Source organism: Novosphingobium sp. EMRT-2 (genome assembly GCF_005145025.1).
Taxonomy (GTDB): Bacteria; Pseudomonadota; Alphaproteobacteria; order Sphingomonadales; family Sphingomonadaceae; genus Novosphingobium.
Map to the genome: position 1 here is coordinate 727,844 of NZ_CP039697.1, position 15,195 is coordinate 743,038.

At 66.2% G+C, this 15,195-nt stretch carries 14 protein-coding genes; 12 read left to right on the forward strand and 2 right to left on the reverse strand.

The window, feature by feature from the left end; genetic code table 11:
- Window positions 1-10 precede the first annotated feature (10 nt).
- The 3 genes from FA702_RS21180 to FA702_RS21190 are packed head-to-tail and all read left to right on the forward strand — an operon-like array spanning window position 11 to window position 2,357.
- Entirely contained in the window at window positions 11-916 is a 906-nt protein-coding gene (locus FA702_RS21180; RefSeq protein ID WP_136958040.1) for an SDR family NAD(P)-dependent oxidoreductase, read from the forward strand.
- 58 nt (window positions 917-974) lie between these two features.
- Entirely contained in the window at window positions 975-1,946 is a 972-nt protein-coding gene (locus tag FA702_RS21185; RefSeq protein ID WP_370385534.1) for a phosphotransferase family protein, read from the forward strand.
- Between the two features lie 54 nt (window positions 1,947-2,000).
- Window positions 2,001-2,357 (forward strand): RidA family protein, encoded by a 357-nt coding sequence (locus tag FA702_RS21190; protein WP_136958042.1) that lies wholly within the window; start codon window positions 2,001-2,003, stop codon window positions 2,355-2,357.
- A 48-nt stretch (window positions 2,358-2,405) separates the two neighbouring features.
- Here FA702_RS21190 and FA702_RS21195 read toward each other — a convergent pair whose 3' ends face one another.
- The gene (locus tag FA702_RS21195; protein WP_136958043.1) at window positions 2,406-3,629 is read right to left on the reverse strand and encodes a PLP-dependent aminotransferase family protein; all 1,224 of its coding nucleotides are present in this window, start codon (window positions 3,627-3,629) and stop codon (window positions 2,406-2,408) included.
- Window positions 3,630-3,776: 147 nt separating this feature from the next.
- The gene (locus FA702_RS21200) at window positions 3,777-5,036 is read right to left on the reverse strand and encodes a cytochrome P450 (protein WP_168196187.1); all 1,260 of its coding nucleotides are present in this window, start codon (window positions 5,034-5,036) and stop codon (window positions 3,777-3,779) included.
- 68 nt (window positions 5,037-5,104) lie between these two features.
- Here FA702_RS21200 and FA702_RS21205 point away from each other — a divergent pair, with 68 nt between their 5' ends.
- The 9 genes from FA702_RS21205 to FA702_RS21245 all read left to right on the forward strand — a co-directional run bounded on the left by FA702_RS21205 (window position 5,105) and on the right by FA702_RS21245 (window position 15,194).
- The gene (locus FA702_RS21205) at window positions 5,105-5,683 is read left to right on the forward strand and encodes a TetR/AcrR family transcriptional regulator (protein ID WP_125953619.1); all 579 of its coding nucleotides are present in this window, start codon (window positions 5,105-5,107) and stop codon (window positions 5,681-5,683) included.
- A gap of 105 nt (window positions 5,684-5,788) precedes the next feature.
- A complete protein-coding gene (locus tag FA702_RS21210) occupies window positions 5,789-6,271 on the forward strand; it encodes a DUF3237 family protein (RefSeq protein WP_136958045.1) in 483 nt (160 codons plus the stop codon).
- A gap of 76 nt (window positions 6,272-6,347) precedes the next feature.
- A complete protein-coding gene (locus FA702_RS21215; protein ID WP_136958046.1) occupies window positions 6,348-6,803 on the forward strand; it encodes a DUF3237 domain-containing protein in 456 nt (151 codons plus the stop codon).
- Window positions 6,804-6,931: 128 nt separating this feature from the next.
- Window positions 6,932-7,699, forward strand: a complete 768-nt coding sequence (locus FA702_RS21220) for an IclR family transcriptional regulator (RefSeq protein ID WP_136958047.1) — start codon at window positions 6,932-6,934, stop codon at window positions 7,697-7,699.
- Between the two features lie 122 nt (window positions 7,700-7,821).
- Window positions 7,822-10,278 carry a TonB-dependent receptor gene (locus FA702_RS21225; protein WP_168196188.1) on the forward strand — a complete coding sequence of 819 codons (2,457 nt, stop codon included), beginning with the start codon at window positions 7,822-7,824 and terminating at the stop codon, window positions 10,276-10,278.
- Window positions 10,279-10,380: 102 nt separating this feature from the next.
- Complete coding sequence (locus FA702_RS21230) at window positions 10,381-11,352, forward strand: TauD/TfdA family dioxygenase (RefSeq protein WP_136958049.1); 972 nt, start codon at window positions 10,381-10,383, stop codon at window positions 11,350-11,352.
- A gap of 25 nt (window positions 11,353-11,377) precedes the next feature.
- Window positions 11,378-13,006: a thiamine pyrophosphate-requiring protein gene (locus tag FA702_RS21235; protein WP_136958050.1), complete on the forward strand. Its 1,629-nt coding sequence runs from the start codon at window positions 11,378-11,380 to the stop codon at window positions 13,004-13,006.
- Window positions 13,003-13,902, forward strand: coding sequence for a TauD/TfdA family dioxygenase (locus FA702_RS21240; protein ID WP_136958051.1), 900 nt, complete (start codon window positions 13,003-13,005; stop codon window positions 13,900-13,902). The genes FA702_RS21235 and FA702_RS21240 overlap by 4 nt, the downstream gene beginning before the upstream one ends.
- A complete protein-coding gene (locus tag FA702_RS21245) occupies window positions 13,899-15,194 on the forward strand; it encodes an MFS transporter (protein WP_136957583.1) in 1,296 nt (431 codons plus the stop codon). The genes FA702_RS21240 and FA702_RS21245 overlap by 4 nt, the downstream gene beginning before the upstream one ends.
- The last annotated feature ends 1 nt before the right edge of the window (window position 15,195 follow it).

The following is a 15,195-nucleotide window of genomic DNA, read 5'->3' on the forward strand; positions in this document are numbered from 1 at the left end:
AGAAACGGGAATGTCGATCGATCTGTCCGGCCGCGTGGCCATCGTGACCGGGGCCGGCGGCGGGCTGGGGCGCGCGCACGCACTGTTGCTGGCCCGGCGCGGCGCAAAGGTGCTGGTCAACGATCTTGGCGGCGCGCGCGACGGCAGCGGCGGTAGCACGACGATGGCCGAACAGGTCGTCGACGAGATTCGCGCGGCGGGTGGCGAGGCCATAGCGAACGGCGCGAGCGTGACGGACTATGCGCAGGTTGAGGCCATGGTCGAACAGGCGGTGGCGGCCTGGGGGCGGGTCGATATTCTCGTCAACAACGCCGGCATCCTGCGTGACCGGACTTTCGCCAAGCAGGATCTCGCGGATTTCCGCACCGTGATCGACGTGCATCTGATGGGCGCCGCCAACTGCACCAAGGCGGTGTGGGGCATCATGACAGCGCAGAATTTCGGCCGGATCATGATGACCACGTCCTCGTCGGGCCTCTATGGCAACTTCGGCCAATCGCAGTACGGGGCGGCCAAGCTGGGCCTTGTCGGCATGATGAAGACCCTGGCGCAGGAGGGGCGCAAGTATGACATCCGCGTTAACGCGCTCGCTCCCACCGCTGCCACGCGGATGACCGCCGACATCATGAGCGAGGAGCAGTTAGCCGCGCTCGATCCGGCCGGGGTTTCGCCGGCCATGCTCGCGCTTGTCTGCGATGCCGCGCCGACGAGCGTGGTCCTGTGTGCCGGGGCGGGCCATTGCGAAGCGGCTCACATTACGCTGACGCGCGGCATCCACGCCGGCACGGGCGACGATGCGCCGGAGCGCGTGCTGGCCGGGCTCGGCCAGATCCTTGATCGGGAGGGTGAGATGGTTCCGGAAACGGGACTGGAGCAATCGCGCTATGAACTTTCGCGCGTGCTGGCCGATGCCTGACCAACTGGCGCCAGTTCGCCCGAATCATCGATTTGACGAAGCCGCGCTGGCGCGGTGGATGGACGACCACGTTCCCGATTTCCGCGGGCCACTTTCGGTGAGCCAGTTCGATGGCGGCCAGTCCAACCCCACCTATCGCCTGCGCACGGCGGGCCGCGACTATGTGCTGCGGCGCAAGCCCCCCGGCGTGCTGGTCAAGGGCGCGCACGCGGTGGACCGGGAATTCCGGGTCATCTCGGCGCTTCACGCCACCGGCTTTCCGGTGCCCGCGCCGTTCGGCCTGTGCCTCGATGACGCGGTTATCGGCACCTCGTTCTATGTGATGGAGATGGTGGAAGGCCGCAGTTTCCGCGACACCGCCTTTCCGGAAGTGCCGCGCGACGAGCGGGCGGCCATGTTCGAAGCGATGAACGCCACGATCGCCCGGCTCCACGCGATCGATCCGGTGGCGGCGGGGCTCGGGGATTTCGGGCGGCAGGGCAATTACTTCGAACGGCAGGTGGGGCGCTGGTCGCGGCAATATCTGGAAGATCCCGAAGCCGGGCGCCTTGCGGCGATGGATGCGTTGATCGAATGGCTGCCTGCGAACATTCCCGCCGGCGATGACTGCACCATCGTTCACGGCGATTTCCGCTGCGACAACATGCTGTTCCACCCGCGCGAGCCGCGCGTGATCGCGGTGCTGGACTGGGAGCTTTCGACCCTGGGGCATCCGCTGGCGGACTTTGCCTATCATCTGATGATCTACCGGATGCCGCCGGGATTTTCGACGGGGCTGGCCGGGCTGGACCTTCCGGCGCTCGGCATCCCCGACGAGGAACGCTATGTCGAGGCCTATTGCCGCCGCACCGGGCGGGACGGCATCGATCGGCTGGATTTCTACCTGGCCTTCAGCCTGTTCCGGCTGGCGGCGATCATCCACGGCATCAAGGGACGTCTCCTTCGCGGCACCGCATCGTCATCGCAGGCGGAGCTGGCGGTCGAGCAGCTCGACCGGATCGCCGCGCTGGCGCTCGCGCAAACCCGCTGACGGGTCCGCGCATGTTCGGCGCGTCGATGCGCCATTCGTTCTAGGAGCAGAAGTATGGCGGATATCAAGCGTTTCGCTGTCAATCCCCGCATGAGTGGCGCCGTCGTGCACGGCGGGGTCGCTTATCTGTCGGGGCAGGTGGCGATCGATCATCGTGGTGGCGCCGTGGTGGACCAGGTGGCCGAAGTGCTGCGCCGGATCGACGACCTGCTCGTCGAAACCGGCAGCGACCGGTCCCGACTGCTGACAGCGACGATTCTGCTGGCCGATCTGGCGACGCTGCCCGAACTCAACGCGGCGTGGGACCGGTGGATCGTGCCCGGCTGCGTGCCCACGCGCACAACCCTGCAGGCCATCCTGGCCTCGCCTGCCTACGCGCTGGAGATCGTCGTGATCGCAGCGGTGGATTAGCGTCCGCTATTCTCCCCTCAACCTGCGAAGGGAGGGAAGGAGGCGTGGTCACGCCATTTCGGCCACCATTTCATGCGCCAGCAGGCCGAGCCGGCGCACGCCTTCGCGCGCGGGTTCGGCACCGATCATCGAGAAGCTGAGGCGCAGGCTGTTGGTGCGGCCCGGCAGCTTCTCCGCGCCGGCCGGGAAGAATGCCGCGCCGCCGATGATCGACACCGAATGCTCGGCCAGCGCGCGCTGCGCAAATAGCGTGGCGTCCATGTGTTCCGGCAGTTCGACCCAGATGTACAGCCCGCCTTCGGGGCGCGTCCACGTGACGCCCGCCGGCATTGCCTCCTCCAGCGCGGCGAGCATGGAATCGCGCCTTTCGCGATAGGCGGCGCAGCCCGCCGCGACGGCATTGTCGAGATGGGTTTGCACGACATCGAGCAGCAGCATCTGGTTGAGCGCGCTGGTGGCAAGATCGGCCGCCTGCTTGATCAGCACCAGCTTGCGGATCACTGCCGCCGGGCCGGCGATCCAGCCGATCCGCAGCGAGGGCGCAATCGTCTTGGAGAACGTGCCGGTGTGCAGGACCGGCACCGGTTCGATATCGCCATACCGCTCGACCGCCAGCGACAGCAGGGATGGCACGGCCTGCCCGTCGTACCGCAGCGCCTCGTAGCAGCCATCCTCGACCACCGCCATGCCGGTGTCTTCGGCCAGGTCGAGCAGCTTTTCCCGTTCCGCGCGGGTCATCGTGGTGCCGGTCGGGTTGCGGAAATCCGGCCCGACGTAGCAGAACTTGGCGCCCGCAAGGCGGGCCGCGTCCCATTCCGCTGCGTCCACGGGCAAGCCGACATAGCGTGGCTCATAGGCGTCGAAGGCCCGCAGCGCGCCGATGAAGCTGGGGATTTCGACCATGGCCGTGTCGCCGGGCGACAGCAACAGGCGGGCGATGAAATCCAGGGCCTGCTGCGATCCGTTGGTGATCATCACGTTGTCCACGGTGCATGGCGTGCCCTGGGCCGTCATGTGCGCGGCGATCCACGAGCGCAGCGGTCCGTGGCCCTCGCTCGGCGCGTATTGCAGCGCCGTGCGCGCCCGCACCGGATCCGCCCAGATCGCCTGCGACGCGGCTGCCAGTGCGTCGTAGGGAAAAATCGCCGGATCGGGCAGGCCGCCCCCCAGATGAATGATCTGCTTGGCATCCAGCAGTTTTATGCGCTCGCGGATGTCCGAGGCGACCACCTGCTGCATCCGGGTGGCGTAAAGCGTGGTCCAGTCGGTCATGGTTTTCCCTTTGCGGTGCCGTTGCGGAGGCGCGTCATAGGCGACGATCTAATCGCCGCCCCGCGTGCGCAGGAATCGTGTCCGCCCGCGACGACTTCTCCATTATTATAATGATTGTATTTATAAGAGATGAGACCTTGTCGAGTCCTATCTCGTCAGGCGCACCGGCATGTGCTTGATCCCGCCAACGAAATTGGAACGCAGCCGGTCGACCGGGCCGGTCAGGTGCAGGTCAGGAAAGCGGGCCAGCAATTCTCCCAGCACGGCGGCCAGTTCGATCCGGGCCAGATCGTTGCCCAGGCAACTGTGCCTGCCGAATCCGAATGTGAGATGCCGGTTGGGCTTGCGCACAAGATCGAGCGTGAACGGGTGTTCGAAAACTTCTTCGTCCCGGTTGGCCGATGGGTAGAACAGCACCACCTTTTCGCCGGCCCGCACGGTCTGGTTCGCGATCTCCACATCGCGCGTCGCGGTTCGCGCCATATAGACGATGGGCGTGACCCACCGCAGCAATTCCTCCACCGCATGCGGCATCATCGATGGGTCTGCGGTCAAGGCGGCACGGGCGTGCGGATGTTCGATCAGCGCCAGCATTGCCCCACTGGTGGCATTGCGCGTGGTTTCGTTGCCTGCGATCGCCAGCAGGAAGCAAAAACCCAGGATTTCGCGATCGCTCAGTGGGGTTCCATCGATCCGCGCTTCCACCAGCAAGCTGACCAGATCCTCGCGCGGGGCGGCGCGACGTTGCGCGATAAACCGCGCGAAATAGCCGAACATGGCCTGCTGTGCAGCGACGATCGCTTCGCGCGGAAGGTCTACGCTGCCATATTCGGGGTCTTCGGCGCCGATGACCGCGTTGCTCCAGACGTACATCTGGTCGCGATCGTCGGTGGGCACCCCGAGCAGTTCCAGGATCACGTCCAGCGGCAGCCGCATGGCTATGGCGTCGACGAAATCGATTTCGTCGCTGGTTCCCGCCGCCACCGCCGCGATCCGTGCGGCGGCAACGTCATCGGCGATTTCCCGGCAACGTGCCACGATATGCTCCTCCAGCGCGCGCATCACGCTGGGCTTGAAGCGTTCGCGCAGGATCATGCGGTTCTTGTGATGCTCGGGCGGGTCCATTGTCAGCATCAGCGGGACGCGCGGCGCGCTCGCCTCCACCATCTGATCCTTGCGCAGGATGGTGACGCCCGGCCCGCTGATGAAGCTTTCGCTGTCCTTTCCGATGGCGGTGATGTCGGCATAGCGGGTGAGCGCCCAGAAGGGTTCGCGCTCGCCGTCGTCGTGCCAGGCGATCGGCTGTTCCCGCCGCATCCGGGTCCAGACATCGTGCGGATAGCCCTGCGCGGAGAAGCGGTCGGGGTCAAAACAGGCAGGGTCGGCCAGCGGGCGCGAGGTCATCATCCGTCTCCGATTCATTAGTGAACGATCGTTCACTAGCATTCGTGCGGCATCCGCGCTAGGGGGGAGGCATGGAAAACGGCATTGCCCCACCCGCTCGCGCGGCACGGCGAACGCGCATGGCGCCGGCGGAGCGCCGTGGCGTGATCCTTGCGGCCGCGTCGGAAATGTTTCGGCGCCATGGGTTCGCCGGGGCCAGTGTCGATGCGATCGCGGCGGCCTCCGGCGTCAGCGGACCGGCCATCTATCGCTATTTCAGCGGCAAGACCGAACTGCTGCTGGCGTTGCTGGAAACGGCGGTCACTCAGGCCGTGGCCTCGCTGGAGGCATCGCCCGGCGCTGGCGTGGAGGCGATGGCCGGCGTGCTGGCGCGTCACGCCATCGAAGAAGGCGCAATTGTCAGCCTGCTGCAAGGGACCGTGGCCGATATGTCGGCCGCAGACCTGGCGCGGCTGGAGCGCCTGCGCGGTGATGCCGTGGCCTCTCTTGTGCGGGCGTTGCGGAACGGCCGGCCTGGGCTGACGGCCGCCCAGGGCGAAGCGCGCATCGTCGCGGCGCTGGCGGTCGTGGGGCAGGCGGAACGCTTCGTTGCGGCCGGCGGTGACAGGAACGACCTTCGTTCGATCCTGATCGCCATCTTTTCCGTCTGAAGCCCGCGCCGTACGCGGTATCGGTCCTGCCGTTGCCAAAATGCTGCGCAGAATCGCCATCGCTATTGTGTTGACGAATCAACTATTGTGCGTCTAGCTCGATGGATGACGAACCTGCATCCCTTCCTGCCGCGCCTCGAACATGCCTTCACGATCTCCATCACATTGTCGCGGCCGAGCTGGGTCACGCCCGCCGCGAGGGGGGATTCGCGCGCGGCAATCTACGCCAAGGACGGTGTGGTCGAAGGGCCGCGCCTCAACGGGCGCGTGGTGCCGATGTCGGGTGGGGACTTTCCGCTGACGCGCCCGAACGGGGTGATCGACTTCGACGCGCGATACCTGCTGGAAGCGGATGACGGCGCGATCATCTATCTTGAAAACCGCGGTTTCCGCTGGGCGCGCAGTGACGAGATCGCCGACCGGATGCGCCGCAACGAGCCGGTGGGCTTCGACGACTACTACATGCGGGTCACGCCCCGGTTCGATGCGCCCGAAGGGCCGCACGCGTGGCTGTCGCAGCATGTTTTCGTGGGCGTGGCGGAAAAGATCCCCGGGGCCAACCGCATCCACTACTTCGTTGTGCTGTGACCTGCCGCGATCGCCTCCCGGGTGGTGGCGCCTTTGATTGCAACCCGTTGTTGCCTTTCAGTTCCGAGGAAAACCGATGACCCCGTCCCCCGCCGACTGCCGCCTTGAGCATGTGTTCGACATCGAAGTCCTGTTCGGTGCCGACCGGGTGATTTTCGGTCCGCTCCCGGGCGGTGGCAACCAGGGCTATACCCCGGCGATCGGCGGTAGCATTTTCGGCCCGCGCCTCTCCGGTACGGTGGTGCCGCACAGCGGTGCCGACTACGCGACCGTACGCGCCGACGGCACTATTGAGCTGAACGCGCACTATCTGCTTCAGGCCGATGACGGGACGTCGATTTACATCCAGAACAAGGGCTATCTCGTCCGTCCGCTACCGGGTGAGCCGCAGCCGTCGTACTTCCGGCTGACGCCCTATTTCCGCGTGCCCGAGGGGCCGCACGACTGGCTCTCGCGCACGGTCATCGTCGGCGGCGGGGAACGGCGAACCGATCCCGACCGCTCGCTGTTCCGCTACTACGCGCTGGTCTGAGCGCGCGTCGCGCCACGGTTTGCATCCTCTCTTGCTTGACCACCGTCCGCAGCGCTCTTGCCTTGCCGGGTGACCGGCGTGCAGCATAAGCGGGAGATACAGGCGATGGATCAACGACAAGGGATGCCATGACTGAACCGCCACGCGGTGCCGCCGAGCGCGTCGCCTACCTGATCCGTCTCGTCGCCGCCGGCCCGCACCGGTTTAGTCTGGGCGAACTCGCCGCGCGCGCGGAACTGCCGCCAAGCACGGTCCATCGCCTGCTCAAGGTGCTGCTCGATTGCGGTTTCGTGGAGCGGGGAAGCGGGCAGAGCTATCGCCCCGGGCGCGAGCTTTACCGCACGGCTTCGCAACTCATTGCCCGCTTCGATCTGACGCGCAGCGCGCGGCCGTTCCTGGACATGCTGGTCGCCGAATGGCAGGAGACGGCGGTGCTGTGCGCCTATAGTCCGCCGGGGCGCTGCGGGATCATCGCGGATGTGGTCTCCACGCCGCACCTGCTGCGGTTCGCGGTGGAGAAGGGGGGCGAAGTTGCCCTGCCTTGGGGTTCGCTCGGACGGGCCATTCTGGCGTTCCTGCCGACGGGGGAAGGGGAAATCCTGCTGCGCAAGGCCGGCGATGGCCCACTGACAGGGCGCCCCCGGCCAACGCGGGCGGAACTGGAAGCGGACCTCGCGCGAATCCGCAAGGAAGGAACGGCGCGCTATTTCGATCCGCGTCATGACATTGCCGGCATTGCCGCGCCGATCTTCGGGGCCGAAAAGGAAATGCTGGGCTGCATCGGCGTGACCATGCCTTCGGCACGCTACCGGCTGCACGAGGAGGATGACCTGGCCGCCGCCGTCCGGTTGGCCGCTTCCCGGATCAGCGAACTGGCGGCCATCTCTTACAGCTAGTTTTCCGTATAATGGAATTGTGATTCCGAAATTCGGAACGCCCTTGACCGTTGATTTATCAACATGCTCTATGCCTCCCGTAGGCCGGGACAAAGATGGCCGCAACAAGGGGAGATGGACGAATGGCGCGTGGTGCTATGTTACGGGCGGCCGGCGGTTCGGTGATGGCGCTTGCTGGCGCGATGCTCTGGGCAGGGCCTGGTTTCGCACAGGAAGCTCCGGACAACACGGCCAAGGGCAAGGATCCGGTGGCCGAGGAAATCATCGTCACCGCTCAGTTCCGTGACCAAAAGCTGCAGGACGTGCCGATCGCCATCACGGCGATGAGCGGCGCCATGCTGGAACAGCGCGGCCAGACCAACCTCGTCGATCTGGGCGGCAAGGCCCCGAACGTGACGCTCCGGACGGCTTCGGCGAACTTCGGTCCCGCCGTCGTCGCTTACATTCGCGGCGTTGGCCAGCGCGATACCTCGTTCGCGCTCGAACCGGGTGTCGGCATCTATGTCGACGACGTCTATCTGCCGACGATGCAGGGATCGATGCTGAGCCTCATCGACCTTGACCGCATCGAAATCCTGCGTGGTCCGCAGGGAACGCTCGCCGGGCAGAACTCGATCGGCGGCGCGATCAAGCTCTATTCCAAAAAGCCGGACGGTTCGAACGACGGCTACCTGTCGGCGACCTATGGCAGCTACAACCGCATGGAGCTGCGCGGCGCGGCGAATTTCACGGTGGTGCCGGACAAGCTTTTCGCCCGCCTTTCGGGCGTTGCCGTCAAGAAGGACGGTTACGTCACCCGCTATGACTATGCCTGTACCCATCCCGGCAGCACGCTGCCGAGCATGGTGGCCGCCGACAAGTGCAAGCTGGGCACCGAAGGCGGCAAGGAATACGTCGCCGGGCGGCTCGCGCTGCGCTGGCAGGCTTCCAGCCGGGTGACAGTGGACCTTGCGGCGGACGTGACGCGCGACAACAGCGAAGTCGGCCCCGCGACATTGCTCTACGTTGGCCGGCAAGCCGTCCCGGGCGCGACGCTGACCGGCGTGGCAACGCCGCCATCCTCGGCCTATGTGCTCAATGGCAACGTCTTCGGCACCGCATCGGGTTCGCCCTACATCTCGTATTCGCCCTACGGGAACTACGCGCAGGATACGTTCACCAAGAGCCCCTTTGTCAGCTACGAGAACTACACCGAGGTCACCCCGCGCGATGGTTCGGGCACGTGGTCCGCGCCGCTCAAGGGCTTGATCAACAGCTGGGGCGTTTCGGGCACGATCACGGCGGAACTGACCGACAACCTCAACCTCACCTCGATCACCGCCTATCGCAAGTTCGACGGCAACTATTCGTCGGGTGACAGTTCGCCGTTCAACACCGGGCTGCAAGCGAACCGTGTCTATAACCACCAGTTCAGCCAGGAACTGCGCCTGTCCGCCAAGATTGGCGACATGGTCAACCTGACCGTCGGCGGGTTCTATCTGGACAGGACGAGCCGCAACCGGTCGCGCGTCACGCTGCCGACGCTGAACTTCATCGAGGACAACCGGATTCCGGCCAAGACCAAGGCCGTGTTCGCCAACGCCGAAGTTTCGCCGCTGGCGCGGCTGACCATCCTGGGCGGCATCCGCTACACAGACCAGAGCAAGACCTTCATTTATGGCCGCGAAGGCATTCCCGGCTCGTCCACCGGCGGTGCCGTTCCGGCTTCGCTGGCGCCGCTCAACGGCCTGTCGCGCGAGTTCTCGGGCAGCCGGGTCGATTACCGGCTTGGCGCGCAGTACCACCTGACCGACGCGATCATGGGCTATGCCCAGTTCTCGACCGGCTTCAAGGGCGGCGGCATCAATCCCCGGCCGTTTTTCCCGGCCCAGGCCCTGCCGCACAATCCGGAAACGCTAAAGGCCTATGAAATCGGCCTGAAGAGCGAGTTCCTCGATCATCGCGTGCGCCTCAACGCATCGGCGTTCATCAACAAGTACAACGACATCCTGGTGACGGTTTCGAACTGTCCGGTGGCGGTGGGCGTCCCGGCCGCGCCCTGCGCGCTGCCGCTCAACGCCGGCAAGGCGACGATCAAGGGCTTCGAGGCCGAGCTGGCGGTGCGACCGGTGCAGGGCCTCTCGATCGACGCGTCGCTCGCCTATCTCCACTTCAAATACGATTCAATCAGCGCGATCGCGGCCAGCGCCGGCATCGGGCTGGAGGACAAGGGCGTCTATATCTCGCCCTGGCAGTGGAGCCTGGGTGCGCAGTACGAGTTCGATCTGGGCAAGGCCGGCACGATCATTCCGCGCATCGACGTCAACCACGAGGACGCGTTCGAGCGCAATGCCAACAACGTCGATGCCGCGACCGGCGGCAAGGACATCTTCGGCGTGATCCCCAGCCGCACGCTGGTCAACGCCCGCGTGGCCTATGCGACGGCGGAGAAGGATTGGGAGCTGGCGGTAGAAGTCCGCAACCTGACCAACAAGCTCTACTATTCCGACATTTTCGACAATCGCGGATCGACCAATTCGATCCAGGGCGTTCCGGGTGAACCGCGCACCTGGGCCGTCACGCTCAAGCGCCGTTTCTAGGAACGACTGATCCGGCGAAGGACGGCCTGCGGGTCGTCCTTCGCCGGACTTTCGGCCCGGTCGGAGACCGGCGACCCGCACTATCGCAGGAAAGGAATCACCGTGTCGTCTCGACCCGTTGCCAACCCCGCCGTTTCGGCATCCGATGTTCCCGCCGGAACCCCCATCGTCGCCGGCCTGCCGATGCCGGAGTTCAGGCGGATTGGCGTCGAACCGATCTCGGGCGCCTGTGGCTGCGAGATCACCGGGGTGGACCTGCGCCAGCCGCTTGACGCGGAAACGCTGGCCGAGGTGATGAAGGCGTTCGAGCAGTTTCTGGTGATCGTGTTCCGCGATCAGGATCTGACGCCGGAACAGCACAAGGCCTTCTCGCGCTATTTCGGCGAGTTGACCGAACTGCCGCAGGCGCCAACCTATGCCGGCCATCGCGACATGCAGGAAGTCCGCCGCGAAGCGCACGAGCCGGAAAACGTGGTGCCCTCGTTCGAGCATTTCCACACCGACAGCCCGTTCCTGCCCACGCCGCCCAAGTGCATCGTGATGCGCGCGCTGGAAGTGCCGCAGTGGGGCGGGGATACGGCCTTTTCCAACGCCTACCTTGTCTATGAACACTTGTCCGACGGGATGAAGACGCTGCTCGATGGGCTTCAGGTGGTCTATTCGGGCAAGGATATCTGGGCGAAGAACGAAAAGCTCGACCCCGACAAGCGGTTGCGCCTGCGCGAAAGCCACGATTTCACCGAGGACCAGCTCGAAAGCATCCACCCGGCGGTGCGCGTTCATCCCGAAACCGGACGCAAGGCGCTGTTCGCCACGAGTGCCTATTTCAAGCGCTTCGTCGGCTGGAGCGAGGACGAAAGCCGCGCCTTGCTGGCCTATCTCCAGAGCCTGGCGCAGCATCTGCACTACCATTGCCGCATCAAGTGGCAGAAGGACACGCTGATCGTGTGGGACAACCGCTTCACGCTGCATCGCGGGGTCCACGATTTCAAGTACGAGCGGCGGCATCTGATCCGTACCACCGTGGTGGGCGAACGGCCCGTCGGTCCGGCCGCGCGCCAGGCCGGCAACTGAACCGCGGCGGACACGGAGAACCGGCATGAAGGTGAGCGCCGCGATCGCGGAAATCCTCAGGCGCGAGGGCGTCGACGTCATTTTCGGCTATCCGCGCAACGCGGTGCTGGAAACGGCGGCGGCCATCGGCATCCGCCCGGTGATCGTCCGGCAGGAACGCACCGGCGTTCACATGGCCGATGCGCTGTCCCGGCTGACGCGCGGGCGCCGCATGGGCGTGTTCGCGATGCAGCACGGGCCGGGCACCGAGAACGCCTATGGCGGCGTGGCGCAAGCCTATTCGGAAAGCGTGCCGGTGCTGGTGCTTCCGCAGGGCTATGCCCGGCGCATCGCCAACGTGCCGGACAACTTCAACGCCTCGATCTCGATGCGCGACGTGACCAAGACGGCGGAACCGATCCTGCGTGCCGAGGACACGCCGGCGGTGCTGCGCCGCGCCTTCTCGGCCTTGCGCAACGGCCGGCTGCGCCCGGCCCTTGTCGAAATGCCGTGGGACGTGCTGGCGGAGGAGATCCCGGGGGAACTGGACTACCTCCCGGTCATCAGCACCCGTTTCGGCCCCGATCCCGCGGCGGTCGAGGCGGTGGCGGACCGGCTGGTCGCCGCGCGGCGGCTGGTGATCCATGCCGGGCAGGGCGTGCACTGGGCCGAGGCTTATGCCGAGCTGCGCGAACTGGCGGAGCTGCTCGGCGCGCCCGTGTCCACCAGTCTGGAAGGCAAGAGCGCGTTCGACGAAACGCATCCGCTGGCGCTGGGATCGGGCGGCGCGGCCATTCCCGGCCAGCTACGCCATTTCCTTGATCGCGCGGACCTGATCCTCGGCATCGGGTGCAGCCTGTCGGAAACCGCGTTCGGCGTGGCGATGCCCGATCATGTACCGATCATTCACGCCACGCTCGACCCTGCCGACATCAACAAGAGCGTGCGCTGCGAAGCGGCGCTGGTGGGCGACGCGCAGCTGACGCTGGCCATGCTGGTCGCGGCCTGCCGCACCCGGCTGGACGCGCCGCGCGATCCCTCGGCGACCATTGCCGAAATCCGCGACGTGGAAACCCGCTGGCTGGCGGAATGGCTGCCCCTGCTCGAAAGCGACGACACGCCGCTGAGCCCCTATCGCGTGCTGTGGGAACTGCAGCGCACGGTGGACGTGGCCAACACGATCATCACCCATGACGCCGGTTCGCCGCGTGACCAGCTGACGCCGTTCTGGAAATCGAAGACGCCGCTGTCCTACCTCGGCTGGGGCAAGTCGACGCAGCTCGGCTATGGGCTTGGCCTGGCGATGGGCGCGAAGCTCGCCTGCCCGGACAAGCTGTGCATCAACGTCTGGGGCGATGCCGCCATCGGCTTTACCGGCATGGATTTCGAAACGGCGGCACGCGAACGGCTGCCGATCCTGTCGATCCTGCTCAACAACAGCGCCATGGCCATCGAACTGCCGGTCATGCCGATCGCCACCGAGCGCTACCGCAGCACCGACATCTCGGGTGATTATGCCGCCTTCGCCCGCGCGCTGGGCGGCTATGGCGAGCGGGTGACCACGCCCGACCAGATCGCGCCGGCGATCCGGCGCGGCATTGCCGCGATCGAGGCCGGCCAGCCCGCGCTGATCGAGTTCATCACGCATACCGAAACGAGAGCCTCGCGCCTGTGACCGCGGTGGTGCCGCGTCGCAGCCTGTCGGCGGGGGAACGCGAGGCGTTCGCCGCCGGCGACGAGGCGGCGCTGGCGGAACTGCGGGCCGATCTGCGCGCAGCGTTTACGCAGGGCGCGCGGGCGATTGTGATCGAAACCGGCAATCCCTTGGTTCTGGGCGAGGAGGTCTTCGCCGCCTGCCTGCTGATGATGGGGCGCTGGCTTGGCACGCCATCGATCCAGTCGCCGCAAGGGGAACTGGTCGCGCGGGTGGAACGGCGGCCGGGCGATGCGCAGGCGCGCGGCACGCATTCCGATCTCGAACTGGCGCCGCACACCGATCTGCACGATATTCTGGCGCTGGGCACGGTGCGCGAGGCGGTGCGGGGCGGGGATTCGTTCCTGGTCCGCGCGGTGGACCTGCACGACGCGGTCCGGCGGCGGATGCCGCATCACCTGCCGGCGCTGCGCCAAGGGTACTTCTTCGGCACCAACCCGGTGCTCCGCTCACGCGCGCCCGTCAGCGCCAGCGAGGTTCCGGTTTTCGCGGGCGATGGCGACGGGGTGCAGTGCTGCTTCAACCCCTATTTCCTGCAAGCCGCCGCGCAATCGCGCGGGGAAGCGTTGCCGCCCGATCTTGCCGCTGCCGTCACCGATCTGCGCGCGCTGGCGCTGGAGCTTGCCGGGACCGCGCAATTCCGCCTCTCGCCCGGTGACGTGGTGCTGTGGCACAACTGGTCGTGGCTGCACGGCCGCACCGCGTTCGAGGACGATCCAGAGCAGCGCAGACTGTTGCTGCGCCTGTGGCTGCGCTCGGACTTGTGCCCGCCGGCGGACATCCGCTTTGCCGAGCGGTCGGTGACCATCGACGACGATCACGAACGCACGCGGCGTGAAGGGATGAGGGTAGAATGAGCGCGATCAAGGAATCCGGCAAGGAACCCGGCGAAGAGAACGCGACATGGCCATGGTCGGCCACCTGGCCGTTGTTCATCCTGACGCTCATTTCCGTGTTCAACTATCTCGATCGCGCGCTGCTGGGGCTGGTGCTGCCGATGATCAAGCGCGAGTTCGGCGTGTCCGACACCGCGCTGGGCCTCGCCACCGGCCTCGCGTTCATTTTCCTCTATTCGCTGCTGGGCCTGCCGATCGCGTGGCTGGCGGACCGGTTCAACCGGCGGAACATCATCGCCATCGGACTGGGCTTCTGGAGCCTGATGACGGTGCTGACCGGCTTCGTCACCAGCATCTGGCAACTGGCTATCGCGCGCTTCCTGATGGGGGCGGGCGAAGCCTGCGGGCTGCCGCCGTCGAACTCGATCATCGCCGACCTGTTCCACCCGCGCCGGCGGCCGCTGGCGCTGGCGATCTTCGGCACGGCCAACTCGATCGCCTTCATCGTGTTCTTCCCGATCGCCGGCTGGATCGCGCAGAACCATGGCTGGCGCGCGATGTTCGTGGCGATGGGCGTGCCTGGCATGATCGTCGCGCTGCTGCTTCTGCTGACCGTTCGCGAGCCTGCGCGCAAGACGCCGCCGCGCGAACGCGAACGGCTGTCCGCCACGCAGATATTTGCCGACATCCGGGCGCTGTTCGCCGACAAGTGCTACGCCTGGATCTTCGCGGGCGTCACCCTGATGGGGGCTAACGTGTGGGCGGCGGGGGCGTGGACGCCGACGTTCTTTTCGCGCGTGCATCACATGGGGCTGGCCGAGATCGCCGGGACGATCGGGCCGACGCGCGGTTTCATCGGCGCAGCAGGCGTGTTGTGCGGCGGGCTGCTGATCGACCGGTTGCCTGCCAGCCGCATTCGCTGGCGGCTGGCCGTGCCCGCGCTGGCCTGCCTGCTGGCCGGCCCGGCGGAAGCGGTGTTTCTGCTGGGTTCCGACCGCGCCGTCTGGTTTACCGCCTTCGCGCTGACCAGCTTCGTCACCCTGATCCACCAGGGGCCGGTCTATGCCGCCACGGTCAACATCGTGCCCGAGCGCCAGCGCGCGCTTGCCATTGCCTTGCTGCTGTTCGGCGCCAGCTTCATCGGCAACGTCGTGGGGCCAAGCGCCGTCGGCTTCGTCACCGATCTGCTGACGCCGCGTTACGGCGACATGGCCATCCGGCATTCGATGCTGATCATCGCGGTTACGCCCGTCCTCACGGCCGCCTGCCTGATGCGCGCGGCCCAGCTGTATGGCGAGCGGGCGCACGGATAGC

Coding starts and splice junctions, on each gene's coding strand:
- FA702_RS21180 (WP_136958040.1), top strand. CDS start 11: ATGTCGATCGATCTGTCCGGCCGCGTGGCCATCGTGACCGGGGCCGGC.
- FA702_RS21185 (WP_370385534.1), top strand. CDS start 975: ATGGACGACCACGTTCCCGATTTCCGCGGGCCACTTTCGGTGAGCCAG.
- FA702_RS21190 (WP_136958042.1), top strand. CDS start 2,001: ATGGCGGATATCAAGCGTTTCGCTGTCAATCCCCGCATGAGTGGCGCC.
- FA702_RS21195 (WP_136958043.1), bottom strand. CDS start 3,629: ATGACCGACTGGACCACGCTTTACGCCACCCGGATGCAGCAGGTGGTC.
- FA702_RS21200 (WP_168196187.1), bottom strand. CDS start 5,036: ATGATGACCTCGCGCCCGCTGGCCGACCCTGCCTGTTTTGACCCCGAC.
- FA702_RS21205 (WP_125953619.1), top strand. CDS start 5,105: ATGGAAAACGGCATTGCCCCACCCGCTCGCGCGGCACGGCGAACGCGC.
- FA702_RS21210 (WP_136958045.1), top strand. CDS start 5,789: ATGACGAACCTGCATCCCTTCCTGCCGCGCCTCGAACATGCCTTCACG.
- FA702_RS21215 (WP_136958046.1), top strand. CDS start 6,348: ATGACCCCGTCCCCCGCCGACTGCCGCCTTGAGCATGTGTTCGACATC.
- FA702_RS21220 (WP_136958047.1), top strand. CDS start 6,932: ATGACTGAACCGCCACGCGGTGCCGCCGAGCGCGTCGCCTACCTGATC.
- FA702_RS21225 (WP_168196188.1), top strand. CDS start 7,822: ATGGCGCGTGGTGCTATGTTACGGGCGGCCGGCGGTTCGGTGATGGCG.
- FA702_RS21235 (WP_136958050.1), top strand. CDS start 11,378: ATGAAGGTGAGCGCCGCGATCGCGGAAATCCTCAGGCGCGAGGGCGTC.
- FA702_RS21245 (WP_136957583.1), top strand. CDS start 13,899: ATGAGCGCGATCAAGGAATCCGGCAAGGAACCCGGCGAAGAGAACGCG.